General features: G+C 32.3%; 23 protein-coding genes. 16 read left to right on the top strand and 7 right to left on the bottom strand.

From position 1 onward, the window contains the following. Positions 1 to 211: 211 nt before the first annotated feature. Both N5D03_RS00480 and N5D03_RS00475 read left to right on the top strand, forming a co-directional pair. Positions 212 to 631, top strand: coding sequence for a hypothetical protein (locus N5D03_RS00480; RefSeq protein ID WP_280049948.1), 420 nt, complete (start codon positions 212 to 214; stop codon positions 629 to 631). Positions 632 to 636: 5 nt separating this feature from the next. Then, entirely contained in the window at positions 637 to 1,647 is a 1,011-nt protein-coding gene (locus N5D03_RS00475) for a hypothetical protein (RefSeq protein WP_280050657.1), read from the top strand. A 432-nt stretch (positions 1,648 to 2,079) separates the two neighbouring features. Here N5D03_RS00475 and N5D03_RS00470 read toward each other — a convergent pair whose 3' ends face one another. Together N5D03_RS00470 and N5D03_RS00465 are read right to left on the bottom strand one after the other, a co-directional pair. After that, positions 2,080 to 2,478 carry a DUF4296 domain-containing protein gene (locus tag N5D03_RS00470; protein ID WP_280050656.1) on the bottom strand — a complete coding sequence of 133 codons (399 nt, stop codon included), beginning with the start codon at positions 2,476 to 2,478 and terminating at the stop codon, positions 2,080 to 2,082. Further along, positions 2,475 to 3,197 carry a polyprenol monophosphomannose synthase gene (locus tag N5D03_RS00465; RefSeq protein ID WP_280037302.1) on the bottom strand — a complete coding sequence of 241 codons (723 nt, stop codon included), beginning with the start codon at positions 3,195 to 3,197 and terminating at the stop codon, positions 2,475 to 2,477. The genes N5D03_RS00470 and N5D03_RS00465 overlap by 4 nt, the downstream gene beginning before the upstream one ends. A gap of 66 nt (positions 3,198 to 3,263) precedes the next feature. Between N5D03_RS00465 and N5D03_RS00460 the strand changes: the two genes are divergently transcribed. From N5D03_RS00460 to recJ, 3 genes are read left to right on the top strand one after another with little or no spacing between them, the layout of a single operon-like run. Continuing rightward, positions 3,264 to 3,938: a DUF4271 domain-containing protein gene (locus N5D03_RS00460; RefSeq protein ID WP_038336743.1), complete on the top strand. Its 675-nt coding sequence runs from the start codon at positions 3,264 to 3,266 to the stop codon at positions 3,936 to 3,938. Between the two features lie 7 nt (positions 3,939 to 3,945). Next, entirely contained in the window at positions 3,946 to 4,695 is a 750-nt protein-coding gene (locus N5D03_RS00455) for a uroporphyrinogen-III synthase (protein ID WP_019974792.1), read from the top strand. 48 nt (positions 4,696 to 4,743) lie between these two features. Further along, positions 4,744 to 6,444, top strand: a complete 1,701-nt coding sequence (gene recJ, locus N5D03_RS00450) for a single-stranded-DNA-specific exonuclease RecJ (RefSeq protein ID WP_280050655.1) — start codon at positions 4,744 to 4,746, stop codon at positions 6,442 to 6,444. Here the strand turns inward: recJ and rsmI are convergent. The 3 genes from rsmI to N5D03_RS00435 all read right to left on the bottom strand — a co-directional run bounded on the left by rsmI (position 6,441) and on the right by N5D03_RS00435 (position 9,484). Further along, positions 6,441 to 7,115, bottom strand: coding sequence for a 16S rRNA (cytidine(1402)-2'-O)-methyltransferase (rsmI, locus tag N5D03_RS00445; protein WP_221854392.1), 675 nt, complete (start codon positions 7,113 to 7,115; stop codon positions 6,441 to 6,443). The genes recJ and rsmI overlap by 4 nt on opposite strands. A gap of 60 nt (positions 7,116 to 7,175) precedes the next feature. Next, positions 7,176 to 7,670, bottom strand: coding sequence for a DUF4252 domain-containing protein (locus N5D03_RS00440; RefSeq protein ID WP_038336746.1), 495 nt, complete (start codon positions 7,668 to 7,670; stop codon positions 7,176 to 7,178). 62 nt (positions 7,671 to 7,732) lie between these two features. Continuing rightward, complete coding sequence (locus N5D03_RS00435) at positions 7,733 to 9,484, bottom strand: 1-deoxy-D-xylulose-5-phosphate synthase (RefSeq protein ID WP_280050654.1); 1,752 nt, start codon at positions 9,482 to 9,484, stop codon at positions 7,733 to 7,735. A 71-nt stretch (positions 9,485 to 9,555) separates the two neighbouring features. On the opposite strand from N5D03_RS00435, the gene N5D03_RS00430 reads away from it, so the two are divergent. From N5D03_RS00430 to N5D03_RS00415, 4 genes are read left to right on the top strand one after another with little or no spacing between them, the layout of a single operon-like run. After that, a complete protein-coding gene (locus tag N5D03_RS00430; protein ID WP_280037310.1) occupies positions 9,556 to 10,134 on the top strand; it encodes a DUF3109 family protein in 579 nt (192 codons plus the stop codon). An 11-nt stretch (positions 10,135 to 10,145) separates the two neighbouring features. Beyond that, positions 10,146 to 11,807, top strand: a complete 1,662-nt coding sequence (locus tag N5D03_RS00425; RefSeq protein ID WP_280050653.1) for a hypothetical protein — start codon at positions 10,146 to 10,148, stop codon at positions 11,805 to 11,807. Between the two features lie 5 nt (positions 11,808 to 11,812). Further along, positions 11,813 to 12,817 carry a Gfo/Idh/MocA family oxidoreductase gene (locus N5D03_RS00420; RefSeq protein ID WP_219034045.1) on the top strand — a complete coding sequence of 335 codons (1,005 nt, stop codon included), beginning with the start codon at positions 11,813 to 11,815 and terminating at the stop codon, positions 12,815 to 12,817. After that, positions 12,798 to 13,193: a hotdog domain-containing protein gene (locus N5D03_RS00415; RefSeq protein WP_038336752.1), complete on the top strand. Its 396-nt coding sequence runs from the start codon at positions 12,798 to 12,800 to the stop codon at positions 13,191 to 13,193. The genes N5D03_RS00420 and N5D03_RS00415 overlap by 20 nt, the downstream gene beginning before the upstream one ends. Positions 13,194 to 13,241: 48 nt before the next feature. On the opposite strand, the gene N5D03_RS00410 is transcribed toward N5D03_RS00415, so the two are convergent. After that, positions 13,242 to 13,763, bottom strand: coding sequence for an acyl-CoA thioesterase (locus N5D03_RS00410; protein ID WP_114998173.1), 522 nt, complete (start codon positions 13,761 to 13,763; stop codon positions 13,242 to 13,244). A gap of 180 nt (positions 13,764 to 13,943) precedes the next feature. Here N5D03_RS00410 and N5D03_RS00405 point away from each other — a divergent pair, with 180 nt between their 5' ends. From N5D03_RS00405 to N5D03_RS00390, 4 genes are all read left to right on the top strand, one after another. Then, a complete protein-coding gene (locus N5D03_RS00405) occupies positions 13,944 to 14,339 on the top strand; it encodes a hypothetical protein (protein ID WP_180905720.1) in 396 nt (131 codons plus the stop codon). Positions 14,340 to 14,494: 155 nt separating this feature from the next. Then, positions 14,495 to 15,577 (top strand): efflux RND transporter periplasmic adaptor subunit, encoded by a 1,083-nt coding sequence (locus N5D03_RS00400; protein ID WP_219034048.1) that lies wholly within the window; start codon positions 14,495 to 14,497, stop codon positions 15,575 to 15,577. An 18-nt stretch (positions 15,578 to 15,595) separates the two neighbouring features. Next, positions 15,596 to 18,763: an efflux RND transporter permease subunit gene (locus tag N5D03_RS00395; RefSeq protein ID WP_280050652.1), complete on the top strand. Its 3,168-nt coding sequence runs from the start codon at positions 15,596 to 15,598 to the stop codon at positions 18,761 to 18,763. Continuing rightward, positions 18,756 to 20,204, top strand: coding sequence for an efflux transporter outer membrane subunit (locus N5D03_RS00390; protein WP_280050651.1), 1,449 nt, complete (start codon positions 18,756 to 18,758; stop codon positions 20,202 to 20,204). The genes N5D03_RS00395 and N5D03_RS00390 overlap by 8 nt, the downstream gene beginning before the upstream one ends. A 79-nt stretch (positions 20,205 to 20,283) precedes the next feature. Here the strand turns inward: N5D03_RS00390 and N5D03_RS00385 are convergent, their stop codons facing one another. Continuing rightward, positions 20,284 to 21,438, bottom strand: coding sequence for an SPOR domain-containing protein (locus tag N5D03_RS00385; RefSeq protein WP_280050650.1), 1,155 nt, complete (start codon positions 21,436 to 21,438; stop codon positions 20,284 to 20,286). 89 nt (positions 21,439 to 21,527) lie between these two features. On the opposite strand from N5D03_RS00385, the gene dprA reads away from it, so the two are divergent. Genes dprA through recO form a run of 3 tightly spaced genes read left to right on the top strand, consistent with a single transcriptional unit; the run spans position 21,528 to position 25,658 of the window. After that, the gene (dprA, locus tag N5D03_RS00380; RefSeq protein WP_280050649.1) at positions 21,528 to 22,625 is read left to right on the top strand and encodes a DNA-processing protein DprA; all 1,098 of its coding nucleotides are present in this window, start codon (positions 21,528 to 21,530) and stop codon (positions 22,623 to 22,625) included. 58 nt (positions 22,626 to 22,683) lie between these two features. After that, positions 22,684 to 24,939 carry a two-component regulator propeller domain-containing protein gene (locus N5D03_RS00375; RefSeq protein WP_280050648.1) on the top strand — a complete coding sequence of 752 codons (2,256 nt, stop codon included), beginning with the start codon at positions 22,684 to 22,686 and terminating at the stop codon, positions 24,937 to 24,939. Then, the gene (recO, locus tag N5D03_RS00370) at positions 24,939 to 25,658 is read left to right on the top strand and encodes a DNA repair protein RecO (RefSeq protein ID WP_280050647.1); all 720 of its coding nucleotides are present in this window, start codon (positions 24,939 to 24,941) and stop codon (positions 25,656 to 25,658) included. Before N5D03_RS00375 ends, recO begins: the two co-directional genes overlap by 1 nt. The last annotated feature ends 10 nt before the right edge of the window (positions 25,659 to 25,668 follow it).

Raw genomic sequence — 25,668 nt, 5'->3', positions numbered from 1 at the left:
TTCGATTTATTTAGAGATAGTAATTACTCAAAATATTTAGATTACTAAATTACTTCTTTATAAAAGACATTATATTTTTTTATACAAAATGATTCTGTTTTTATACAAAAACCCGCAATCCTTCGGTTTTGTATAAAATATGCATTGGTTCGTATAAATTTGAATTTGGGACTAATTTTTTGCTTTTTATTTACGTCGAAAAATTAGTAATATGTCGCATGCAAAAGTGTTAAAATTATATAATCTTATAGACGAAACTTCGTTATCTGAAGAACAACTTGAATGTAAAATTATTCAAATAGTTGATCTTATTCGATTTATAGAAATTTACAATGATTCTATTTTGATCAAAGATTTTTTGAAATACAATTGTAGCATTATTTCCCATGAAAACAAATCAATCGGAATTGTGTTTTGTGAGCAACTCGAAGAAATTGAATCGCTTATCGCCACACAAAAACTTTTGATGATAAAGGAAAAAGAATTTCTGAATGAATTATGGATTGTTTTTGTTAAAGATTATCAACAATCAATTAATATTGAAAGTATTAGCAATGATCGTAAACTCAATCTTTTTGACAAGATTTTTAATTTCAATTTTTATAAACAAACAATTTTACAAGCCAGATAATAGCCATGAAATTAATTAAAACGTCAACAATATTATTTTGTCTTCTAACAAATGTTACCAATGTATATGGGCAAGACAATAAGGAAATAAAAGAACAAGATAGTATTTCCAAAAAAGCTTATATGTATTTGACGCAACAATTTTCTGTTCCAAGACCATTGAATGTAGAATACACTTACGCCACGCCAACTAAATTTACTTCGAAAATTGATGGAAATAAAATTGATGGAAATCGAATCAATCATTATTCACAGTTGAATATCAGTACAAATATCAATATTTTGAAAAAAAAGAATTGGATTCTTAGTACGACTCTTGGTTATAAGAATACCAATATGGATATAGAATTTGCTGAACCAACGTTTCAAGAAACAAAAAATGTAGATATTAATGCACATTATCTCTATGAATCCTTGAATTTGGCTTATAGTACAAAACTGTTTAACAAGCCTACTTTTCTAAGTTCTAGTCTTATTTTTGATGGTAGCGACAAATATTTTGGTCGAGTAAAAGGACTTGTAACAGGAAATATTTTATTAAAATCTACAGATCGAACTAAAATATTAGTAGGATTAGGATTGAACATTGATGAAGGTACTAAAACACCTGTAATTCCAATGTTTACCTTACAACATAGATTTAATAATGACTTTTTTGCAGATATTATTTTACCAAAACAAATTCTTTTCAGAATGCATCCTTTCAAAAATTCTCGATTATCAATAGGAACTGAATTGGAAGCAAACACGTTTTATTTATATCATTTGAATCCCAATAATTTATCTGAAAAATACGAATACAGACAAGTCGATTTAAATAATGGATTGAAGTACGAATATTTATTAAAACACAACTTTATTATCACTGCCAAAACAGGAGTAAAAACGCTAATTACAAATGGTTTATTTAATAAAAAAGACACGTTTGATGACAAGATTTTCTCTTCGACACAAGATCCTTCGTTTTATTTTAATGTAGGTATTTCTTATAATCCTTTTGTAAAAAAGCGAAAATAAATCAGTTATTGTCTCCCCAAAAAAAGCCTTACAATAAGTATCGAAAGGCTTTTTAAATCTATCAACTATTAACTACTTGGGTAGTTATTACCTTTTGCAATATTGTGAAATAAGACGATTTCCTTTAAGATAAATACAGGGATTTGTTCGTCAAGAATTCAAAAATTTTAAGATGGTTAAAGCGACTACTATAATTAAAATAGAAACAATAACGACATCTTTATAATTGATTGTTTTCGAACCAAATCCAACTTTTTTTGATTTACTTATCTTTTTAGATTGCATCAGAAGGATTTTTTAGTTGATACAAATATAGATTATAAATTTAATTGATTAAGAAGTTTATAATTAAATAATTGTAAAAATTACAATGTAATTATAAGGTAAATTATAACAAACAAAAAACCTCAAGTTATAACTTGAGGTTTTTTGTTATTTTTCTGCTTCTATAACGTTATTTAAGCTATTCTTTTGATTTTTTTGACGCTCTTTTTCTTCGTCAGATAATTTATCTTCAAGATTTTTTTTCACATCATTTAGCATTTCTTTGAATTTTTCAGGCTGCATCATATAATATTTGTAACTCTCAGAAAATTGATGAAACTTGATATCATAACTTTTCATAATATCTACCGCATCTTTTGCTAAATCGATACTTTGATCTTGTTGTTGAGTAGGAAACATCTGCAATCCTTGTTGACTAATATATAAATCAGTAAGAATATCAATCATTTCAGATTTACCGATGAGATCTTTTGGTTTGTCGTAATTTTTTGGTGCGCAACTAAAAATACTCAAAAAAATCAGTGATAAAAAGATCAAGTTTTTCATAATTTGCCAAATATTTTTCTTAATCGTAACGAAATTACACCAAAAACGGCTTCTCCAATAATATCAGAACTAATTTTTGATTCGCCTAAAGTTCTGTCTGTAAATATAATTGGAACTTCTTTTAGTGTAAATTTTTTAATCCAAGTTTTGTACTTCATTTCAATCTGAAATCCATACCCTTTGAATTGTATTTTATCCAAATCCAGAGACTTCAACACGTTTGCTCTATAACCAACAAACCCTGCTGTAGCATCATGAACAGGTAATCGCGTGATGATGCTCACATATTTCGACGCAAAATAAGACAATAAAACTCTGTTCATTGGCCAATTCACAACATTTACACCATTAGAATAGCGTGAGCCAATAGCTAAATCGGCACCATCTGCTAAAGCTTGGTATAAGCGAGGTAAATCATTTGGATTATGCGAAAAATCGGCATCCATTTCGAAAATATATTCGTATTTATTTGCTAAAGCCCACTTAAATCCATGTACATAAGCGCGTCCTAAACCATCTTTTGTGGTACGAATTTCTAAATGCAAACGTCCATTAAACTCAGGAATCAAACGTTTTACAATATCATTCGTTCCGTCTGGGGAACTGTCGTCAACAATAAGCACATCAAATGCTCCGTCAACAGCCAAAGCTGCACGAATAATGGCTTCTATGTTTTCTTTTTCGTTATAGGTCGGGATAATAACTAATTTGTCCGACATAAATATTATTTTGTGGGCATAAAGATAGTTATAAGATTGTTAGTCTTTTGTATTTTTGAAAAAATTATGAAAACAAACGATTTAATCTCGATAGGAAAAAATACACTTGGCAATGATACTGTTCTTATTGCTTTGACGGTGTGTTTGTTATTGGTTTGTGCAGCAAAATACTTGTTTGCTAAAAATTTCAAAACGCTAGATAATAAAACCGAATACATGAGTTTTACAGATGATAATACGACCTTATTTAGTTTTATTGTCAATGGTGTGACGGTTTTACTGATAAGTTTGTTGTTGGTTTCGTATTTTGATATTACGTATAATCATATTCCAAATTTTAAGTTTTATTATCTTTCACGTGTCGGAATTACCTTTGGTGTAATCAGTTTGATTATGCTTTTTAGGTTGATGATTGAGGTGGTTTTCTATCGTGTTTTCTATGAATCTAGTTCTGTTTCATATTTTATGAAAAGTTCGAGTTTTGTCAATGCAAAAAATGTTTTACTCTTACTTATTATTTGTTTTTTGTTTTTTTACACACAAATTAACAAAGATTACTTGATGGTGATTGGCTTTATTTTGTTGTTTTTGAATAGAATATTCGAAATTTATCATATATACGCAAAACAAATAAGTGACAATAAATCAGTTTGGTATTATAATATTTTGTACCTTTGCACCCTAGAAATTTTACCTATAATGGTATTAGCAAAACTATTAATTGTAGGTAAAGTAATCTAAAATTACTATGAAAGTTAAATCAATATTAGTATCTCAACCTAAGCCTCAGGCAGAAAACTCGCCATACTACGAGATTGAAAAAAGAAATAAAATCAAAATTGATTTTAGACCATTTATCCAAGTTGTCGGAATAGACGCTAAAGAAGTAAGACAACAAAAAATTGACTTTAGCAAAGTGACTGCTGTAATTTTTACAAGTAGAAACGCTATTGATCATTTTTTCCGTTTAGCAGAAGAAATGCGCTTTACTGTTCCTGACTCTATGAAATATTTTTGCGAATCAGAAGCAATTGCATTCTATTTACAGAAATACATTGTTTACAGAAAACGTAAAATTTATATTGGAGAAAAAGTTTTTGCGGATATGGTGCCTTTATTTAAAAAGCACAAAGACGAAAACTTTTTATTACCAGCATCTGATGTTTTAAAACCAAATGTTCCTACTTTACTAGATAGTTTAGGATTAACTTGGCAAAAAGCAACTTTGTTTAGAACTGTTTCGAGTGATTTATCTGATTTGTCTGATGTAAAATACGATATTTTAGTATTTTTTACACCTTCAGGAATCAAATCATTATTCGAAAATTTCCCAGATTTCGTGCAAGAAAATACAAGAATTGCCGTTTTCGGAAAATCGACAGTAGATCAAGCAAAAGAGATGGGATTACGTGTAGACATTGAGGTGCCAACACCACAAACGCCTTCAATGACAATGGCGTTAGATAAATACGTGAAAGAAGCAAATAAATCAAAATAATATTCGCTTTACCCTTCTCTCTAATTAAAAAATATGTAAATTAAAGAGATGGAAAAAAGATGGGAAATAAAAGAACAGCCCAATACTGAAGTTGTTAAGGATTTAAGAGAATCGCTTAACATTTCTGAGGTGCTTGCTATTTTATTAGCCCAACGTGGAATTACGAATTTTGCGCAAGCCAAATCGTATTTTAATCCATCCTTAGACGAATTGCATGATCCTTTTTTGATGAAAGGAATGTCTGATGCGGTTTCACGTATCAAAAATGCAATTGATGACGAAGAAAATATCTTAATATTTGGAGACTACGATGTAGATGGAACGACAGCCGTAACTTTGTTTTACGAGTTTCTGACTTCTATCTACTCGAAAGTCTTTTTTTATATTCCAGACCGAAATAACGAAGGTTATGGAATCTCTCAACAAAGTATAGAATTCGCTGTACAAAACAATATTTCACTTGTAATTGCTTTAGATTGTGGAATAAAAGCGCACGAAGAAATAAAATATGCCCAATCAAAAGGCATCGATTATATTATTTGTGATCACCATTTACCAGATCGTTCTGTGCCAAAAGCGTACGCGGTTTTAGATCCGAAACAAAAAGGTTGTCGTTATCCTTACAAAGATTTGAGCGGTTGTGGTGTTGGGTTTAAATTGGTGCAAGCTTATACAGAGAAATTCAATCTTCCGAAAGAAAATCTTTTACCACTTTTAGACTTAGTTGCTGTAAGTATTGCGGCTGATATTGTTCCGATTACAGGAGAAAATCGTGTGCTGGCTTATGCCGGCTTGAAACGATTAAATTCAGAACCTCGTTTAGCTTTTCAGCAATTAATTCCGACTAATATTAAAAATAATGTCAATATTTCGAATGTTGTTTTTTCTATTGCGCCAAAAATTAATGCTGCAGGTCGTATAAAACACGGTTCGGAAGCGGTTCGTTTTATGTTGAGTACAGATGAAGAGGATTGCCGTAAATATTTGAATGATATAAATTCATTAAATAATGAACGCAAAACCTTGGATCTTGATATGACACATGATGCACTTTTTCAACTGGATCAAATTAATACCAAAGAAAAATATTCGACCATTGTTTACGATGCTTCTTGGAATAAAGGAGTAATCGGAATTGTTGCTTCTCGTTTGGTCGATTTGTATTATAAACCAACCATTGTTTGCACGAAGAATAATGAAGGCGAAATTGTATGTTCGGCTCGCTCTATTCAAGAGTTTGACATACATTCGGCAATCGAAAAAAACAAAGATTTGTTAACACAGTTTGGTGGACATATGGCTGCTGCTGGTTTGGCAATGAAAGAAGAAAACTTTGAAGAATTCAAGATTAGATTTGATCAAACAGTGAAAGAAATGTCGAATGGAAAACATTTTACGCCATCAATTTTGATCGATAAAGAGATTTCTTTTAAGGATATGACACGTTCTTTCTTGGAATCGGTGATGCGAATGGCGCCTTTTGGACCAGATAATATGAATCCTGTTTTTATTTCGAAGGATTTATTAGCAACGGATTTCCGATTAGTTGGTAAAGAACACGCGCGTTTGTACGTACATCAGCGAGATACACGTATTACGTTTCCTGCAATTGGTTTCAAATTAGGGAAATTTGGACCAAAATTAGAGAAAGGACAATCGTTTGATATGGTTTACACAATCGGAATGAATTATTGGCAAGGAAAAGGAACTTGGCAATTGAATATCAAAGATATTCGCTTCAACGATTAATGATGTCCTTCTATAACCAAAACCATTTCACCTTTTAAATTTCTTTTTTCAGCTATTTCGGCTAATTCAGTTAATGTTCCGCGTAAAGTTTCTTCAAATTTTTTCGAGATTTCGCGTGATAAACTTGCTTTGCGTTCAGCTCCAAAAGCTTCGGCTAAATCTTTTAATGTGCGTCCAATTTTATGTGGAGATTCGTAGAAAATCATCGTTTTCTTTTCTTCTACTAATGAATCTAATTTCGATTTTCGACCTTTTTTCACAGGTAAAAATCCAACAAAAGTAAATTCATTATTTGGTAATCCAGAAACAACTAATGCAGGAACAAAAGCGGTTGCACCTGGTAAACATTCGATTACGATATTATTTGCTACACATTCTTTTGCTAATAAATAACCTGGATCAGAAATACCTGGAGTTCCGGCATCAGTAATAATCGAAATGATTTGACCATCTTTTAGCTGACGAATAATATCTTCAGTTGCTTGATGCTCATTGTGCATATGGTAGCTACGCATTGGAGTAGAAATTTCGAAATGTTTCAGTAAAATACCACTATTTCGCGTGTCTTCTGCCAAAATCACATCCGATTCTTTTAGCACATCAACCGCTCTAAATGTCATATCTCCCAAATTTCCGATTGGCGTCGGAACCAAATATAATTTTCCACTCATGCGACAAAGTTACAAAGTAATTTCAAAAGAAAAAGCCAGCAAATTAGCTGGCTTCCTATATTATTTCAAAATATCTGCTAAATCTGCAATATCTTCAGCCGAAACTTTGTCCAAAATTTTGTCTAAATCTGTTCTAGGAATATCTAATTTCGAATCGATAACCAATACATTTCGTAAACCGTTAATTCCAAAAATCATTTTCTTAACTCGTCCGCCATCTTCTTGTAATGAAATGTTCAAACGGCTGTCTTTCGCTTTGAATTTTACTAAGTTCTCATATTTTTCACCACGCATAGATGACTGCAAATCATTCATGATTCTTTTTTGCTTTCCTTGTCCAGCATCTGAAACAACAAAAACTTTAGCCGATTTTAAATAATTAAATAAATCTGTTCCACCAGCTTTTCCAGCTAATTTCAACGCAAAAGAAGGTAAAGGAATTACAGTAGATTGATTATCATATTTTTTGTAGAATTCTTGCATGTTGCTTGTTGTACCGCAAGATTGCAATGTTAACAATACTGCTATAAAAGATAAACCGATTATTTTTTTCATTGTTGTTGTGCTTATAAATTAGAAAAAGCTATTACAACTCTCGTACCGAAAATTATTAATTTTTAGGATTGTTGAATTTTTAGGTAGGAAAAAATCATTTCTAAAATCGATGAATCATCTAAACCAATCATTTGTTCTAATTCGGTAATCGAAGCGTGTTCGATAAATTCGTCTGGATAACCGTTGATTGTAATATTTCCTTTGTAATGTATTGAATTCAGAAACTCTAAAATTCCACTTCCGAAACCACCTTTTTTTATTCCATCTTCAAAAGTTAGAATGGTAGAATATTTTAATGAAATAGCTTTTAAGCGAGATTCATCCAAAGGCTTGATAAATGGAAAATCAATCAAAGCGACTTTATCTTGAAGATGATTTTGGATGATAATTTCTTCGATTCGAGAACTAATCAATCCAGTTGAAAGAATTGCTAATTGACTTCCTTCAAAAATAATTTCAGATTGACCGATTTCTATTTTTTTGACTTTAGAATTGCTTGTTTGGATATTATTTTTTGGATAACGAATAGCAAATGGTTGAGTTGTAAACTGCGCTGTGTACAATAGATTTTTGAAATCTTTTTCGTTTCGAGGCGAAGACACAATCATATTCGGAATTTCGCGCAAATACGCAATATCAAAATAACCATGATGTGTCGCGCCATCTGTACCAACGAATCCTGCACGATCAATACAAAATACAACAGGTAGATTCTGTAACGCTACATCGTGAATGACTTGATCGTATGCACGTTGTAAAAATGTCGAATAAATCATACAATACGGAATGGTGTTTTGCGTCGCCAGACCAGCTGCAAACGTTACCGCATGTTGTTCTGCAATTCCGACATCAAAAACTCGTTTTGGGAAATCTTGATGACATTTCACCAAATTACTTCCTGTTAACATAGCAGGCGTTATCGCAACGATTTGTGAGTTATTTTCAAGTAATTGATGCATGGTTTCACCAAAAACATCTTGATACGATTTTTCTTTTTTCTTTGATTTTATTTCGCCCGTTTCTTTATCAAACAAACCTGGAGCATGCCATTTTACTTGATCGATTTCGGCTTTTTCGTAACCTTTTCCTTTTATTGTTTTGATGTGTAAAACTTTTGGACCTCTGATTGAATCAGCTTTATTGAAAGCATTCAGTAATTCATCAAAGTTGTGCCCATCAATTGTTCCGATGAAATTTAAACCAAAATTGGTAAAGATATTTTCGGATTGATTTTCTAATGATTTAAAATGTTTTTTCAATCCACCAACCGAAGGATCAATTCCGATATCATTATCATTCAAAATCACTAAAACATCCAAATCTGTTGATCCAAGATGATTTAATGCTTCTAAACTCATTCCAGAAGTAATCGATGCATCACCAATAATTGCAATGTGTTTTCTATTGATTTGATTGATTTTATCTGCTGTTGCCATCCCAACAATTGCTGAAATAGATGTAGAAGAATGTCCCGTTCCAAATGTATCAAACTCACTTTCTATACGCGTTGGAAAACCAGAAATACCATCTTTTTGACGAAGAGAATCGAAAATTTGTTGACGACCAGTCAAAATTTTATGTGGATAACATTGATGACCTACATCCCAAATCAACAAATCTTTAGGTGTATTGTAGTGATAATGTAAAGCAATCGTTAATTCAATCACACCCAAACTAGCACCTAAATGTCCTGGTTTTACACTCAAAGTATCCAAAATAAATTCGCGCATCTCGTGAGCTAAAGCAGTTAATTGAGACGCTTCAAAAGTCCTAAGTTCCTTAGGATGATTGATTTTTGAAAGTAGATTATCCATTATTCTTTTACAAAATTACATTTTTCTGAGGAAAATTCCGTACCTTTGCATGTTACAAAATTTAATGTAACATGTTCCAAATAGGAAAAACCCTTGTATCTGAAGAACTACTAAATGAAGATTTTGTTTGTAATCTGAACAAATGTAAAGGGATTTGTTGTGTAGAAGGTGACGCAGGAGCGCCTTTGAATGATGACGAACTAATTGTATTAGACGATATTTATGAAGATGTAAAACCTTATTTGCGTCCAGAAGGAATTGCGGTGATTGAGCAAGAAGGTAAGTACACAATGGATACTGACGGCGATTGGGTAACTCCATTAGTCAATAATCGTGAATGTGCCTATTTAGTTTTCGAAGAAAATGGTTTTTCAAAATGCGGTATTGAAAAAGCATACGAAGACGGAAAGGTCGACTATAAAAAACCAATTTCTTGTCATTTGTATCCAGTTCGTGTTAAGGAATATTCAAATTTCACTTCTGTTAACTATGATGTATGGGATATCTGCTCGGATGCTTGTACCTTAGGAAAAGAATTGAAAGTGAATGTTGCAACATTTGCAAAAGATTCGTTAGTCCGAAAATTTGGACAAGAATGGTACGATGAATTAATGGCCATTCAACAAGAATTAAACAACCAAAAAAAGTAAAAAAAATTATTATGACAATAACAAGAGCAAGAAGATCTACTGACGCTATTGAAAGATTATATATCTCTATGCGTCATTTATTTCATAGAGGAGTGTACCGTCCATCTGGTGCACCTGGAAAAATATTAAGAAATTTATTATTCGAAATTAATCCAGAAATCTACGGATCAATGACAGATCCAAACAAAGTAGAATTAAGCGGATTAATGTACGTTTTAGATCGTTTACCAGAAGGAATCGTAGAAACACCTTATGTGTCTTTTACATCTGACGAAGGCTATGATCGTTCTATTTTCACGCCAATTATTCCTGCAAAACGTCGTCGTTTTTGCTATAGAATTGATGATGATCAAATGAATATCGAAATTTCTCGCGGTCGTTCTGATATCTATGATGTGTTAACGCACTTAACGTTTTTATACAATGAGGCGGATAAAATAAGAAATAGAGCATTCAGTAACGAAACACTTTCTAAAAGTAGAGCCTGGGAATTTATTGAAAATGTTGTATTCAATGAAGTTGAAATTTCTCGAAAAGAACGTGAAGTTGCTTTGATGCATTTATCGACTATTTTAGGAAGAACGTTTGAAGAAACACAAGAAATTCATCATTATTTCAGTAAAGCAGACGATAAAGATTATTTTTTCCGTGTAGTTTATTGGATGGGTTACACAAGTCAACAAGATCGTATCGGAACTAAGAAACGTGAAATTACATTTACATCAACTTTACGTGAATCGATTGGTCACCACATGATTGGAGAAAAATGGGCAAATGAAATCAAACGTGTATTATTCGAAAATAATCTTCAAGACAAAAACATTCATATCATTTCTGCTAATATGCACAGTGTTTCGAACATGTTGTATGCATATGATGGATTGAAAAGAAAATACAAAAATGATGGAGTAGAAATTTACGAAGATTTGAGTGCAGCAAACAACAAAATGTTGCGCGATTCGTTAAATGAATACACTCAACAAAATGGTTTAGTTTATATCAAAGATCAATCAGGAACAAATATCGATGTTCAAATTATTGATTTATCTAAAGTAAACATTGCCAATTCTGCGTTTTCTTACGCAAAAGATAAGAACAATGAGGTTATTATTGTGATGGATTATGCTTTTGGTGAGCAAGCATTTGAGGCGATGGATGAGTTGTTGAAACCATACAAAGTAGGAGATGTAAAATTCAAAATGAATGTAAAATCTGTTGCGATTATGGGTAAAGCTGGTATTCTTGAAGGAATAAAAGGTGATATAATGATTGCTACAGCGCATGTTTTCGAAGGAACAACAGATAATTATGTTTTTGATAACGAATTAACCGCTGCAGATTTCGAAGGACAAGGTTTAGGTGTTTACGAAGGACCAATGATTTCGGTTTTAGGAACATCATTACAAAATAAAGACGTTTTAGAGTATTTCAAGAATTCGTCTTTCCAAGCGATTGGATTAGAAATGGAAGGTGCGCATTACCAAAAAGCGATTCAGGTTGCGTCAAAAATTAGACATCACATCGATAAAGATGTTAAAGTAATGTATGCTTATTACGCTTCTGATAATCCGTTAGAAACAGGAAGTACATTGGCTTCTGGAGGTTTAGGATTAACAGGTGTAAAACCAACATATCTAATCACACAAAAGATATTAGAAAAAATTATTAAATAAATTCAATGAAGAATTTTTCCATTTTAGGCTACGGTCATATTGGACGTGTACATCAACAAGCGATAGAAGAAACGGAAAATGCGCAATTAATTTCGGTGATTGATTTCAATTTACCAGAAGATTTACCTTTCAAAGGTTATTCAACACTTGAAAGTTTTCTGAACGAAGATCAAGAAACTGATGTTGTTGTGATTGCTACGCCAAATGGTTTGCACCGCGAACATGCGATTCGTTGTTTAAAAGCGGGAAAAAATGTTTTGATTGAAAAACCAATTGCATTAACTGTAGAAGATATTACTGAAATACTGAAAGTTGCTGACGAAAAGAAACTTAGAGTTTTTACGTCGATGCAGCTTCGTTTTTCTCCAGTTGTGCAATATGTAAAGAATTTGATAGATAATAATTCATTAGGGAAAATTTTCATGGTGAATATTAATTGCTATTGGAATCGTAACAAGAATTATTACAAGTTGCGCGAATGGCACGGAAACCAAGAAATGGACGGAGGTGTTTTGTTTACTCAATTTTCACATTTTGTTGATATCATGAATTTTTGGTTTGATGAGGTAATTTGTACAAATTCAAAAAGTTTCAATTTTACGCATCAAGAAGTGACAGAATTTGATGATTCGGGTTGTGTTGATTTTACTGCCGATGGAGCAATCGGACATATGATTTATACAACGTCAGTTTTCAATAAAAATTTCGAAAGTAATATCACGCTTATTGCTGAAAAAGGAACAATAAAGATTGGAGATCAATATCTTAATCAAATGATTTATTCTGATTTAAAAAATGTGTGTTGTTCAAACAAAATTTCTACTGAACAAAAGAATTTTCATCCTAACGCCATTGCCGAAATTTCTGACGCGTTAATCCGTCATAATGAATCTTTGTTAGATGGAAAATATGCTGTAAATTTAGTCAAGTTTATTTCGGATGCGAATCATTTGGCAACAGAAAATAAGCAAGAACTTAAAATAGAAAACTATGAAATTTCACACTCGTAAATGGGTAAAACCAGAAGATCTTAACCCAAACAAAACACTTTTTGGAGGAAAGCTTTTGGCTTGGATTGATGAAGAAGCGGCGTTGTATAGCATTGTGCAATTAGAAAATTCGCATGTTGTGACCAAATATATGTCGGAAATCAACTTTATGGCTTCGGCTCGTGAAGGTGATATTGTAGAAATTGGAATTGAAGTGGTGAAATTTGGAACAACTTCATTGGTTTTACAATGCGAAGTACGTAACAAAATGACGCATGAAACCATTATTACAGTCGATCGAATTACGATGGTAAATTTAGATGCAGAAGGAAAACCAAAACCACACGGGAAAACACAAATAGAATATGTGGTGGATCGTTTAGCTGGAAAAGGTTAAAAAATTATATCAATAAAAAAGTCGAAACATTGTTTCGACTTTTTTATTTTATTCTGTAATAAACAACGATTTTAATTCGTGTGCATCAGCAGGATTCATTCTGCCAGCCAAAATCAAACTTAATTGTTTACGACGCAAAGCAGCTTCATAACGCTCGATTTCTTGTTCAGATTCTGGAATTAATTCAGGAACTTGAACAGGTTTATTGTCATTATCAACGGCTACAAATGTGTAAATACCGCTATTTGTTTGGTTATAAACACAATTTTCATAATCGTAAACGTAAACATCAACATAAACTTCCATCGAAGAATTAAATGCGCGAGTTACCTTAGATTCTAACTTCACCGTACTTCCCATCGGAATCGGAATGTTAAACGCAACGTGATTGACACTTGCTGTTACAACCAAAAAACTTCCACCATGCATTTTCGCAGAAATAGAAGAAATTCTGTCCATAGAAGCCAATAATTCGCCTCCGAACATGTTTCCTAAATTGTTGGTTTCATTCGGTAAAACCAAGTTTGTCATTACTGCTAACGACTCTTTTGCTGTTTTTGCTTTCGCCATAAACTTTTGTTTGTTGGATGCAAATTTCAACAAAATATTCGAGTTTTGAAACAGTTATTATCGTTGTGTTAAGTGTTTGTAATTGAGTTTTTTATTAAATCAATAAAATTTTATAGTTAAAAAATGTTAATATAGATTATTGTATTATTTCAAGTCTTACATTTGAACAGAATTATGAAAATGTTTATCACATACTTGCTATCTGCTTTGTTTCTGCTATTTTTTGCGGAAACTAAAGTGTTTGCGGGTACTCAACATTTTCAAGGAAATTTAACTTCACAGACGGTTGTTAATGATAATACACATATTTATCACGCAAGTAAAATTGTTGAGACGAAATTTTCTAAAACTTCAAATTCAAATCAATTTCAAGAATTTAATCCAAGTATCGAAACGATTGATGATGATTTTCAGACATCAAACAAAATCGATTTAGAAACTTGTATCAAACTATTAAGTGTTGTTCTGGTTTTAAACTTTATAATTCAAGGTTTAAGAAAGAAACACATCTTCTACAATAAAACCATCAAATTTTCGAGTTGTAAGTACATTTTGTTACGTACAATCAGAATTTGATTGATTTCTTAAATTTTTAAAATACACCAAAAATTAGTGTTCAGTTCATGAATAGCTGAATGTTAACCAATTTTTGTATGTAATATTTTTTGGTAAAACTACTTCTGCCAAGAAATCCATTTCATCAAATTTTACATTTAATAGTTAGAAGAATTATGAAAAGAGTCGCATTATTTGTAGCTCTAAGTACTGTATTGTTGACAACAAGTTGTTCATCAAAAAAACAGGAAAAAGAAGAAGTGAAAGATTATCCAATCACAACGCCAATTAAAATGGATACGATTGTAGATAAGGATTATGTAGCCCAAATTCAATCGGTACGAAACATCGAAATTCGTGCGCAAGAAAAAGGTTATTTGCAAAAAGTTTTTGTGGATGAAGGTCAACATGTACAAGCTGGTCAATTGTTGTTTCGCATTATGCCTTCGATGTATCAAGCCGAATATTTAAAATCGAAAGCTGAGGTAAAAGAGGCACAAATTGAATTACAAAATTCAGCAACTTTGGCTGATAATAATGTCGTTTCTAAGAACGAAAAAGCCATTGCGCAAGCACGATTAGAAAAATCGAAAGCAGAAATGCAATTGGCTCAATTACATTTATCATTTACAGATATTCGTGCACCATTTTCTGGTGTTATTGATAGAATTCCTATGAAATTGGGAAGCTTGATTGACGAAGGAATGTTATTAACAAATTTATCTGATAACTCATCAATGTTTGCTTATTTCAACGTTTCTGAACCTGAATATTTAGATTATCAAACAAATATTCAAGATAGAGCGAATAAACAAGTTTCGTTGATTATGGCGAATAATAAACCTTTACCAGAAAAAGGTTTGGTAGAAACGATAGAAGGAGAATTTAACAACGAAACAGGAAATATTGCGTTTCGTGCACGTTTTGCAAATCCAAATCATCTGTTAAGAAATGGTGAAACAGGGAAAGTAAAAATGACAGTTCCGTTACATGATGCTTTATTAATTCCACAAAAAGCAACCTACGAAATTCAAGATAAAACCTATGTTTTTGTAGTAGATAAAAATGGTGTTGTCAAATCGAGAAATATCACGATTGGTCTAGAAATGCCTGATGTTTATGTGGTAGAAAGCGGACTTTCGGAGAAAGATAATATTTTGTTAGAGGGTGTTCAGAAAGTGAAAGATGATGATAAAATCAAAACGAAATTTATTGCACCAAGAAAAGTTCTTTCATCGTTGAAATTAAAATCAAACTAATCTAAAAAATTCAAAGTTATGTTTGATAAATTTATTCGAAGACCCGTTCTATCGATTGTCATTTCGTTGATTATAGTTTTCTTAGGAATTCTATCATTAGTCAAATTACCCGTAACGCAGTTCCCTTCAATTTCGCCACCAAAGGTGAATATTACAGCGGAATATCCGGGTGCAAATAATGAATTATTAATCAAATCGGTGGTAATTCCATTAGAACGTGCGCTAAATGGTGTTCCAGGAATGAAATATATTACATCTGATGCCGGAAATGACGGTGAAGCGTCTATTCAAGTGATATTTGATTTAGGAACTGATCCCAATATTGCAGCTGTAAATGTGCAAAACCGTGTTTCTTCGGTTGTCAATAAACTTCCGCCTTTAGTAGTTCGCGAAGGAGTGAAAATTACACGCGAAGAATCAAACATGTTGATGTACATTAACTTGTACAGTAACGATCCAAAAGCTGACCAACAATTTTTATATAATTATGCAGATATCAATATTTTATCTGAGTTGAAACGTATTAATGGAGTTGGAGATGCAGATATTTTAGGAAACCGAGAATATGCAATGCGTGTTTGGTTAAAACCAGATAGAATGCAAGCCTATAATATTTCTGCGGATGATGTGATGAAAGCGTTGGATGAACAAAGTATTGAAGCTTCGCCAGGGAAAACAGGGGAAAGTTCTGGAAAACGTTCAGAAGCTTTTGAATATGTATTAAAATATTCAGGTCGATATAACACAAAAGAACAATATGGAAACATCATTTTAAGAGCAAATCCTGATGGAGAAATCTTACGTTTAAAAGATGTTGCTGATATAGAATTCGGAAGTTCGATGTATGATATTTACTCAACATTGAACGGAAAACCTTCTGCCGCAATTGTGATAAAACAATCGTACGGAAGTAATGCGAGTGAAGTGATTAAAAATATCAAAGCATTAATGGCTGATCTTAAAGAGAATAATTTACCAAAAGGAATGGATTACGAGATTTCATATGACGTTTCGAAATTCTTAGATGCTTCAATGGAAAAAGTGGTACATACACTTTTTGAAGCTTTCGTTTTAGTTGGGATTGTTGTGTTTTTATTCTTAGGTGACTGGCGTTCTACATTGATTCCTGCGTTGGCGGTTCCTGTTTCTTTGGTCGGAACTTTTGCGTTAATGAGTTTCTTTGGAATTACATTAAACTTGATTTCATTATTTGCCTTAGTTATGGCGATTGGAGTTGTCGTCGATGATGCGATTGTGGTGATAGAGGCTGTCCACGCCAAGATGGAAGAGAAAAATCTCTCGCCTTTACGAGCGACGGAAGAAGAGATGCGCGAAATTAGTGGAGCAATTATAGCAATCACATTTGTAATGGCAGCTGTTTTTATTCCAGTTGCGTTTATGTCTGGTCCAGTTGGAATTTTTTATCGTCAATTTTCGATTACGATGGCAACATCAATTATTTTATCAGGAATTGTTGCCTTAACGCTTACACCAGCTTTGTGTGCAATGATTTTGAAAAATAATCATAATCAACCAAGAAAGAAAACGATGCTAAATAAATTTTTGTTGAAGTTTAATAATTTGTTCAACAAAGGTTCTTTTAAATACGAAAAAGTTTTAACCAAAACAGTTAACAAACGAACTGTTACATTCGGAATTTTACTTGCATTTTGCGCTGGAGTTTTCTTTTTGAATAATAGTTTGCCTTCTGGATTTATTCCAAACGAAGACCAAGGAATGTTTTATGCAATTATTCAAACACCTCCAGGTTCTACGTTAGAAAGAACGAATGAAGTTTCTCAAAAATTACAAAAAATAGCGGAAGGAATTGATGGCGTTTCATCAGTTTCATCTTTGGCTGGTTATGAGATTTTGACAGAAGGTACAGGAGCAAACTCTGGAACTTGTTTAATTAACTTGAAAAGTTGGGACGAACGTTCTAAGTCTGCGGAAGAAATCATCAAAGAATTAGAAGAAAAAGCTGGAAATATTAATGGTGCGAATATCGAATATTTTCAACCACCATCTGTTCCTGGATATGGAGCTGCAGGAGGTTTCGAGTTGAGATTATTGGATAAAGCGGGTAGTGGAGATTATCATAAAATGGAAGAAGTGAGCCGTGATTTTGTAAAAGAATTAACTCGTCGTCCAGAATTGAGCTCTGTATTCACATTTTATAGTGCTTCCTTTCCTCAATATGTCTTGAAAATTGATAATGATATTGCCGAACAAAAAGGAGTTTCGATCGAAAATGCGATGGATAATTTATCAACATTAGTTGGTTCTAATTACGAAACAAGTTTCATCAAATTTGACCGACCTTATAAAGTGATGGTACAAGCTTCGCCAGAATATCGTGCGCTACCGGAAGATTTATTGAAATTGTATGTGAAAAATGATCAAGGTGAAATGGTTCCATATTCAGCTTTCATGAAAATTGAAAAAGTATATGGTTTATCAGAAATTACGCGTCACAATATGTATAATGCAGCAGAAATTAGTGGTACGCCAGCTTCTGGTTATAGTAGTGGACAAGCGATTGCAGCGATTAATGAAGTAGCTAAGAATACTTTGCCTCGTGGTTTTGGAATTGATTGGGCAGGAATATCGAAAGATGAGGTTTCTCGTGGAAATGAAGCGGTCATAATTTTTGTCATCTGTTTAATTTTCGTTTACATGATTTTAGCAGCACAATACGAAAGTTTTATTTTGCCTTTACCAGTTATTATTTCATTACCAACAGGGATTTTCGGAGCATTTTTCTTCTTGAAATTATTAGGATTAGAGAATAACATTTATGCACAAGTTGCAATGGTGATGTTGATTGGACTTCTCGGTAAAAATGCGGTGTTGATTATTGAGTTTGCAGTACAAAAACATAACGAAGGTTTATCAATTGTAAAATCAGCGATTGAAGGTGCGGGTGTTCGTTTCCGTCCAATTTTGATGACATCATTTGCGTTTATTGCAGGTCTTATTCCGTTGGTTATTGCTTCTGGTCCGGGAGCAGTAGGAAATAGAACAATTGGTACTGCTGCTGCAGGCGGAATGTTGTTCGGAACTATTTTCGGGTTGTTTATTGTGCCTGGTTTGTATGTTGCGTTTGGCGCTTTGGCGGATAAAATGCAATTGGTGAAATACGAAGATGAAAATCCTTTAACAGAAGAAATCACGGAAGATGAATAAAAATAATTTAAAAAATATAATTGCAATAAGTCTTTTTGGAACAATGATTTGGAGCTGTAAAGCTCCTGCGGTAAGCAAAGAGATTGAAAATCATCAAGCACCAAAAATTCCAGAAGCTTATCAGAATGTTCAAAATGATAATACACCAAGTTCTGGGTTAACGCCTTGGAAACAATTTTTTACTGATCCAAATTTGGTCGTTTTGATTGAAGAAGCGTTAAAAAATAACCAAGAATTGATGATTACACTTCAAGAAATTGAGATTTCTAAAAATGAAGTGTTGTACAAAAACGGAAAATTATCTCCTACGGTAGCTGCAACTGCTGGAGTTGGTGTGGAGAAAGTTGGTCGTTACACAAGTCAAGGTGCTGGTGATGCCTCGACTGAGATAAAACCTGGGAAAGAAATGCCTGATCCTTTGATGGATTATGCGATTGGGTTGAGTGCTGATTGGGAAGTTGATATTTGGAAAAAATTACGTAATTCGAAAGACGCTTCGATTGCGCGATATTTATCAACGGTGGAAGGAAAGAATTTTGTTTTGACAAATTTGATTTCTGAAATCGCTTCGTCTTATTATGAATTATTGTCTTTGGACGGCCAATTAGATTTAATTCATCGAAATATTGAGTTGCAAAAAGAATCACTGCGTGTGGTGAAAATTCAGAAAGAAGCAGCGCGTGAAACTGAATTAGCGGTGAAAAAATTTGAAGCAGAATTATTAAAATCTGAAAGCGAAGAGTTTAATATTAAACAAGATATTACAGAAACTGAGAATAGAATTAATGCTTTATTGGGAAGATATCCGCAAACGATAAAACGTGATGGTTCTTCATTTATGGATTTGATTCCGCAAACAATGCATGCAGGAATTCCGTCTGAATTATTATCGAATCGTCCTGATATCAAGCAAGCAGAACTAGAATTGAAAGCTTCTGCATTGGATGTAAAAGTGGCTCGTGCAGAGTTTTATCCGTCACTTAATATTTCTGCGGCTTTAGGATTAAATGCGTTCAAACCTTCTTATTTGGTAAAAATGCCAGAGTCAATTCTATACTCATTGGCAGGAGAATTAGCTGCGCCTTTAATTAATAAAAGTGCGATAAAAGCGGAGTTTAATACAGCAAATGCTCATCAAATACAAGCGTTGTACGAATATGATAAAACAATTTTAAATGCTTATTTAGAAGTGTCAAATCAAATGTCGAAGATTAATAATTTAGAACAAAGTTATTCTTACAAAGACAAACAAGCGAAAGCACTTGTAGAATCTATTGATATTGCGAATCAATTGTTCAAAAATAATCGTGCAGATTATTTGGAAGTGTTAACAACTCAACGTGATTTATTGGATGCAAAAATGGAATTAATCGAAACAAAAGAAAAACAATTAAGTACAGTTGTCGCTATTTACAAAAGTTTAGGCGGAGGCTGGAAGTAGTTTTCATATTCATTCTAACAAAGAAATAAGCTGCCTTTTGGGCAGCTTATTTCGATTTATATTGTATTGAAATGATAAATTAATTTTCAGTTCTAACCCAAGTTCCAGGAGACTTTTTATTCACATCATTCATATATTTTTGTGCTTCTTCTATGTTATTAAAACTGTTATATGTAACATAATAATAGCGACCTTTTACATAAGAAATTCCAGCATCTTTGTAACCTTGTTTTTTCAATTCTCCAACCAAACGATCAGCATCTTCTTGACGTTTTAGCGAAGCCGCAATTACTTGATATTTTTTATTGCTAGATTTTGCAGTTGTTTTAGTTGTAATTTCTTTTTTGTCCTCAACTTTCTTTTCAGCTGTTTTAGGAGCTTCAACTTTCGTTAATTTTTTTGTTTCTGTTTTTACAACTTCTTTTGTCGAAGGTTTTTCCTTTACAATTGCCGTAATCTCCTTTTCAGTCTCATTCACTTTTGTTTCCTTTACAACTGTAATTTCAACTTTTTTAGGCGTTTCAATTGTATCTGTTTTCGTTACGGTTTCAGCAATTTGATATTCAACCAAAGAAGGTTCAGCAATCGTTTGTGGCATATTATACACATCGTATTGCACTGTAGGCTTTTCAGTTTTTGTTGCGTCATCTTTACCAATCATTGGTAAAACCAAACCGCTCCATTGCTCCGTTACGAATTCTTGCACGGGTTGCGGCGTATTAAAATATAGGAAGCCACCAACAATAATGGGAATTAATGAGGCTGCGGCTAAAAATTTTGACATGTGTTTGTTAGAGGTTTTAGTTTTAGACGAATCTAAAATGTAATTGGCTTGTAAATTTGAAAGACCGTAAGCGGCGATGAAATAATTTTGAGCATTTTCTGGTTTGAAGTCAATTTTTCCAGCGTCATTAAATTGTAATGATCCGATATTTTGTAAGGTTAAAACTTTTCCATTTTTCAAATGTTCTTGCCAAAAATAAACTTGTTCATTCAAAAATGTTTGCGCATTTTCAAAAGACATTGGCTCATCTTCTACAATTTTATTCACCAAAACACCATCACTTTTTGTTAAAGTTGTATTGAAAGAAAGCTCTTTTCTTGGCGGAATAAATGTGTTTGTTTGCTCGTCAAACGCCACATTAGCAGTGTTTGAGATAAACGCACCAAAGTTTGGAACGATTACACAATCGTGCTGAAATAATAATTGACTAATATGCTCTTCTAACCTCATACTACGAAATTAACATTTTTTTTAGATTTAGCAAAAAAATAAATACTTAAAATTATTCTTAGTTGGTTTAATATTAATAATTTAACAAAATGCAAACCGATTTACCATATATTTTAGCACTTTCTTTTCAGAAAGGAATTGGCGATATCACAGCTCGAAAAATTATTCAATTTTTTGGTTCGGCAGAGGCTGCTTGGAATTGTAAACCAAAAGATTTGATGCAAATTTCGGGAATTGGACAACAAATAAGCAAAGATTTTGGAAATAAAAAATGGTTAGATTTAGCTTTTAACGAAATAGAATATTGTAAAAATAATCAAATCAATATTTTAACTTTTTATGATGAAGCTTATCCACAATTGTTAAAAGAATGTATTGATGCACCTTTGGTGATTTTTTGCAAAGGAAATTTAGAATTTAATCAATTCAATAATAAAAAGATTTCGATTGTTGGCACTCGAAAAATGACTAATTATGGACGAAATTTTATTACTGAATTAATCGAAGGTTTAGCAGATTTTGATGTGACGATTGTAAGTGGATTAGCGTATGGTTGCGATATAGAAGCGCATACAAATGCGCTCAAAAATAATGTTGCAACGTGGTCGGTAATGGGAACAAATTTTGAACGAATTTATCCTGCTGCTCATAAAAAAGTTGCTGTTGAGATGTTACAAAAAGGTGGTTGGATTACAGAACAACCTAGTTTTAAAGCGGTCGTTCCCGAAGCTTTTTTGCAACGAAATCGGATTATTGCAGGCTTATCAGATATTACAATTGTGGTAGAATCTGCTTTTAAAGGTGGAAGTTTGGTGACTGCAAAATTTGCAAATGAATATAATCGTGAAGTGTTTGCTTTGCCAGGAAAATCAACCGATGCGTTGAGTATTGGGTGCAATTATTTGATAAAATCTCATCAGGCTTATTTGGTCGAAAATTCGAAAGATATTATTGATTATTTTAACTTCAATTCGAAGAAGAAACCAAAGCAAATAGATTTGTTTATTGAGTTTTCTGATGATGAAAATTTAATTGTAAATTATCTCAAAACGAATGGAAAACAACATATTGATAAAATGTCTTTTGACCTAAATTTGAAATCCTACGAATTGATGCCAACCTTATTAGATTTGGAATTAAAGCAAATAATTTCGACACTTCCAGGCAAATTTTATGATTTATTGTAACAAGCAATACAATTTTTAGCAAGTTATTTTGTTATAAATTACAGTATTTTTGTGCATTATGAAGACAAAATTGTTCATTTTCATCACCATGATTTTCACAAGTTTAAACGCTCAAAATGATAAAGTGCGTTGGACTGATCTTTTTTCTTACAATAATGTGAAATTGTTGGAAGAAGTAAATGGTGTGATTTATTGTGGAACTGAAAACGGAATTTTCTTGTTCAATCCTCAAAATCCAACAAGTGATTGGATTAAGCTAAATAAAACCAATTTCTTGAACAATGTTGGGGTTTCTGCAATGGCTTATGACAAAGATTCTGATTCGTTTTTAGTTGGTTATGAAAATGGAGGTTTAGATTTATTGAAATCTGGAGAATCGACAATGGTTTTGGATATCAAATGGAATGGTTTTTCGGGAGATAAAAAAGTCAATCATATTTTTATAAATGATGGAATTGCGTTTATTTCTGGAGCTTTTGGAATTGTTTCTTTCGACTTAAAAGAGGAAGAATTTAAAGAAACAACACGTACAAATACAGCTGTTGTAAATGATGCAACAATTAACGGAACAACTCTTTATATTGCAACAGATAAAGGAATCTATTCGAGCGAATTATCGGATAAGAATTTGAATAATCCAGATTTTACAAATAGAAAAATTTGGAAAGAAGAAATTGTTGGTCAAAATGTTACAAATATAGAATTATTTGAAAATGAGATTTATTATTCGGTAAACAATGAATTAAAATTATTAAGAGGAACTTCTACTCCTTTTAATTTGATTAAAGAGTTAAAATCGTCGAATGGTAAATTAATTATTACTCAGAATAATCAAATTTCTGTTTTCAAAGGAGATAATTACCCTTTAATTGATGAAGATGGAAATGAAATAAATTTCAATTCAGGAATTTTTATTAACAATATTTATTTTGGAGGTTCAGTAAATCATGGAATTATTAATTTATCTAATCATAAAGAATTTTATCCCGATGGACCTTTCAATAATAAAGCTTGGTCTGTAACAACAAAAAATGGAAAAGTCTGGATTGCTCCAGGAGGAACTCTAGGTTATGGAAATGTTTTAGATAATAGTGATGGTTTCTATTATTATAATGTAAAACAATGGAACAATTTTCGTTCAAAAGATATTTTTGATATTCGAGATGTTTTAAGAATCGCTCCTCATCCAGATAAAAATAATAATACATTTATAGTTTCATCATTCAATAAGTATGGACGCGATGTAAATGGGCGAACAGATTTATTAGAATTTGATCCAACTAAATTCGAGTTTGTAAATAATTATAAACCTGATCGAATTATTAGTAATCAGTTCCCTAGTTCTAGAATTTCTGGATTAGCCTATGATAAATTAGGAAACTTACATATTGGTGCTTCATTTCCAGATGGAAAATCTCCTGATTATAATTCGGTTTATTACTTAGAACGTAATGCTAATGGGACGTGGAATAATATTTCTGTTGATAAAGCCTCTGCAATAGTGGCTCTAACTCCTGATTTTTCTGATATTTATACCTATTATCCAAGTGGTAGAGAAGGAGGAGGGGTTGCTGTATTAGATAAAAATTATCAAATAGTAACAACTTTAACAACTTCAAACAAGTTGCCTATTAATAACGTTTTGACAGTTGCAAATGATAGATCAAACAACTTGTGGATAGGAACTCAACAAGGTTTAGTGGTTTTGTACGGAGCTGATAATGCTGTAAGTTCTAATAATATAATTGCCGAGCCTGTTGTCATTATTCAAGATGGAATTCCGGAAGCGTTGTTAACCGATGTTGGAATTTATGCTATAAAAGTAGATAACGCAAATAATAAATGGATTGCAACAAATGGAGCAGGAGTTTATTATGTTTCGGATAGTGGAGAATCGACGAAATTGCATTTTACGTCTAAAAATTCACCTTTACCTTCGGATGTTGTGTACGATGTTTCGATTGATGAATCGACAGGAAAAGTATATTTTGCAACGGAAAAAGGTGTGGTTTCGTATAACGGAGATGTATCGACAGAAGCGAATAATTTTAACAATGCAATTGCTTATCCTAATCCTTATCGTCCAGAATATAAGGGGAATGTCACGATAAAAAATCTTCCAAATCGTGCGTTGGTTAAGATTACAGATATTGTTGGAAATTTACTTTTTGAGAAAAAAGCAGAAGGAGGAATTGTAGAATGGAACACAAATAATGCAAAAGGAAAGCCAGTAGCTTCTGGAATTTACTTAGTTTTGATGACAAATGCTGATGGTACAGAAACCAAAACATTAAAAATTGCAGTTGTCCGTTAATGAAAATTTTAGAAACCAAAGCCATTGTACTTTCGAGCTTAAAATATGGTGACACGAGTTTAATTATTCGTTGTTATACACAAGATTTTGGCTTAAAATCATTTATAGCAAAAGGAGTTTTCTCCAAAAAAAAGCGAAATACTTCGTTGTATTTTCCGCTAGCAGAAATAGATTTGAGCTTTCAACCGAAATCAAATGAGCAACAATTGGTTTTCTTAAAATCAGTGCAAACGTCGTATTATTACGAATCGTTGCATTTTCATCCCATCAAATCGGCTATTGTTTTTTTCTTAGCTGAAATCCTAAACTTAGTTCTAAAAGAAGAATCAGATAATCCAGAATTATATTTTTACATTGAACATTCGTTAAAAGAATTTGATCAAAAAAAAGATGATTTTGCAGATTTTCATTTGATTTTTTTAATTCAATTATCACATTTTCTTGGTTTTTATCCCAACTTAGAAATTGATGGAAATCTATTCGATTTAGAAAATGGATTTTTCACAAATTCGAATTCATCTATCAATATGTTGAAAGCAGATGAAACTGTTTTGTTCAAAAAATTGTTAGAATTACACTTTTCCGAAGATTCAAAAAATACATTCAACCAATCGCAACGTTCTCTTTTACTCGAAATTCTAGTGAAGTACTATCAAATTCACACCAATAATTTTAAGAAGCCAAAATCATTACAAGTTTTATACGAATTGTTTAGTTAATCTCCCGAAA

Source organism: Empedobacter sp. GD03861 (assembly GCF_029840885.1).
Taxonomy (GTDB): domain Bacteria; phylum Bacteroidota; class Bacteroidia; order Flavobacteriales; family Weeksellaceae; genus Empedobacter; species Empedobacter falsenii_B.
Note: the sequence above shows the minus strand (reverse complement) of the source record. Positions and strands in the feature narration are given on the sequence as shown.

Coding starts and splice junctions, on each gene's coding strand:
- N5D03_RS00420 (WP_219034045.1), top strand. CDS start 11,813: ATGAAGAATTTTTCCATTTTAGGCTACGGTCATATTGGACGTGTACAT.
- N5D03_RS00400 (WP_219034048.1), top strand. CDS start 14,495: ATGAAAAGAGTCGCATTATTTGTAGCTCTAAGTACTGTATTGTTGACA.
- N5D03_RS00475 (WP_280050657.1), top strand. CDS start 637: ATGAAATTAATTAAAACGTCAACAATATTATTTTGTCTTCTAACAAAT.
- N5D03_RS00480 (WP_280049948.1), top strand. CDS start 212: ATGTCGCATGCAAAAGTGTTAAAATTATATAATCTTATAGACGAAACT.
- N5D03_RS00390 (WP_280050651.1), top strand. CDS start 18,756: ATGAATAAAAATAATTTAAAAAATATAATTGCAATAAGTCTTTTTGGA.
- dprA (WP_280050649.1), top strand. CDS start 21,528: ATGCAAACCGATTTACCATATATTTTAGCACTTTCTTTTCAGAAAGGA.
- N5D03_RS00385 (WP_280050650.1), bottom strand. CDS start 21,438: ATGAGGTTAGAAGAGCATATTAGTCAATTATTATTTCAGCACGATTGT.
- N5D03_RS00465 (WP_280037302.1), bottom strand. CDS start 3,197: ATGTCGGACAAATTAGTTATTATCCCGACCTATAACGAAAAAGAAAAC.
- N5D03_RS00375 (WP_280050648.1), top strand. CDS start 22,684: ATGAAGACAAAATTGTTCATTTTCATCACCATGATTTTCACAAGTTTA.
- N5D03_RS00460 (WP_038336743.1), top strand. CDS start 3,264: ATGAAAACAAACGATTTAATCTCGATAGGAAAAAATACACTTGGCAAT.
- recJ (WP_280050655.1), top strand. CDS start 4,744: ATGGAAAAAAGATGGGAAATAAAAGAACAGCCCAATACTGAAGTTGTT.
- N5D03_RS00395 (WP_280050652.1), top strand. CDS start 15,596: ATGTTTGATAAATTTATTCGAAGACCCGTTCTATCGATTGTCATTTCG.
- N5D03_RS00430 (WP_280037310.1), top strand. CDS start 9,556: ATGTTCCAAATAGGAAAAACCCTTGTATCTGAAGAACTACTAAATGAA.
- N5D03_RS00470 (WP_280050656.1), bottom strand. CDS start 2,478: ATGAAAAACTTGATCTTTTTATCACTGATTTTTTTGAGTATTTTTAGT.
- recO (WP_280050647.1), top strand. CDS start 24,939: ATGAAAATTTTAGAAACCAAAGCCATTGTACTTTCGAGCTTAAAATAT.
- rsmI (WP_221854392.1), bottom strand. CDS start 7,115: ATGAGTGGAAAATTATATTTGGTTCCGACGCCAATCGGAAATTTGGGA.
- N5D03_RS00425 (WP_280050653.1), top strand. CDS start 10,146: ATGACAATAACAAGAGCAAGAAGATCTACTGACGCTATTGAAAGATTA.
- N5D03_RS00435 (WP_280050654.1), bottom strand. CDS start 9,484: ATGGATAATCTACTTTCAAAAATCAATCATCCTAAGGAACTTAGGACT.
- N5D03_RS00410 (WP_114998173.1), bottom strand. CDS start 13,763: ATGGCGAAAGCAAAAACAGCAAAAGAGTCGTTAGCAGTAATGACAAAC.
- N5D03_RS00455 (WP_019974792.1), top strand. CDS start 3,946: ATGAAAGTTAAATCAATATTAGTATCTCAACCTAAGCCTCAGGCAGAA.
- N5D03_RS00440 (WP_038336746.1), bottom strand. CDS start 7,670: ATGAAAAAAATAATCGGTTTATCTTTTATAGCAGTATTGTTAACATTG.
- N5D03_RS00405 (WP_180905720.1), top strand. CDS start 13,944: ATGTTTATCACATACTTGCTATCTGCTTTGTTTCTGCTATTTTTTGCG.
- N5D03_RS00415 (WP_038336752.1), top strand. CDS start 12,798: ATGAAATTTCACACTCGTAAATGGGTAAAACCAGAAGATCTTAACCCA.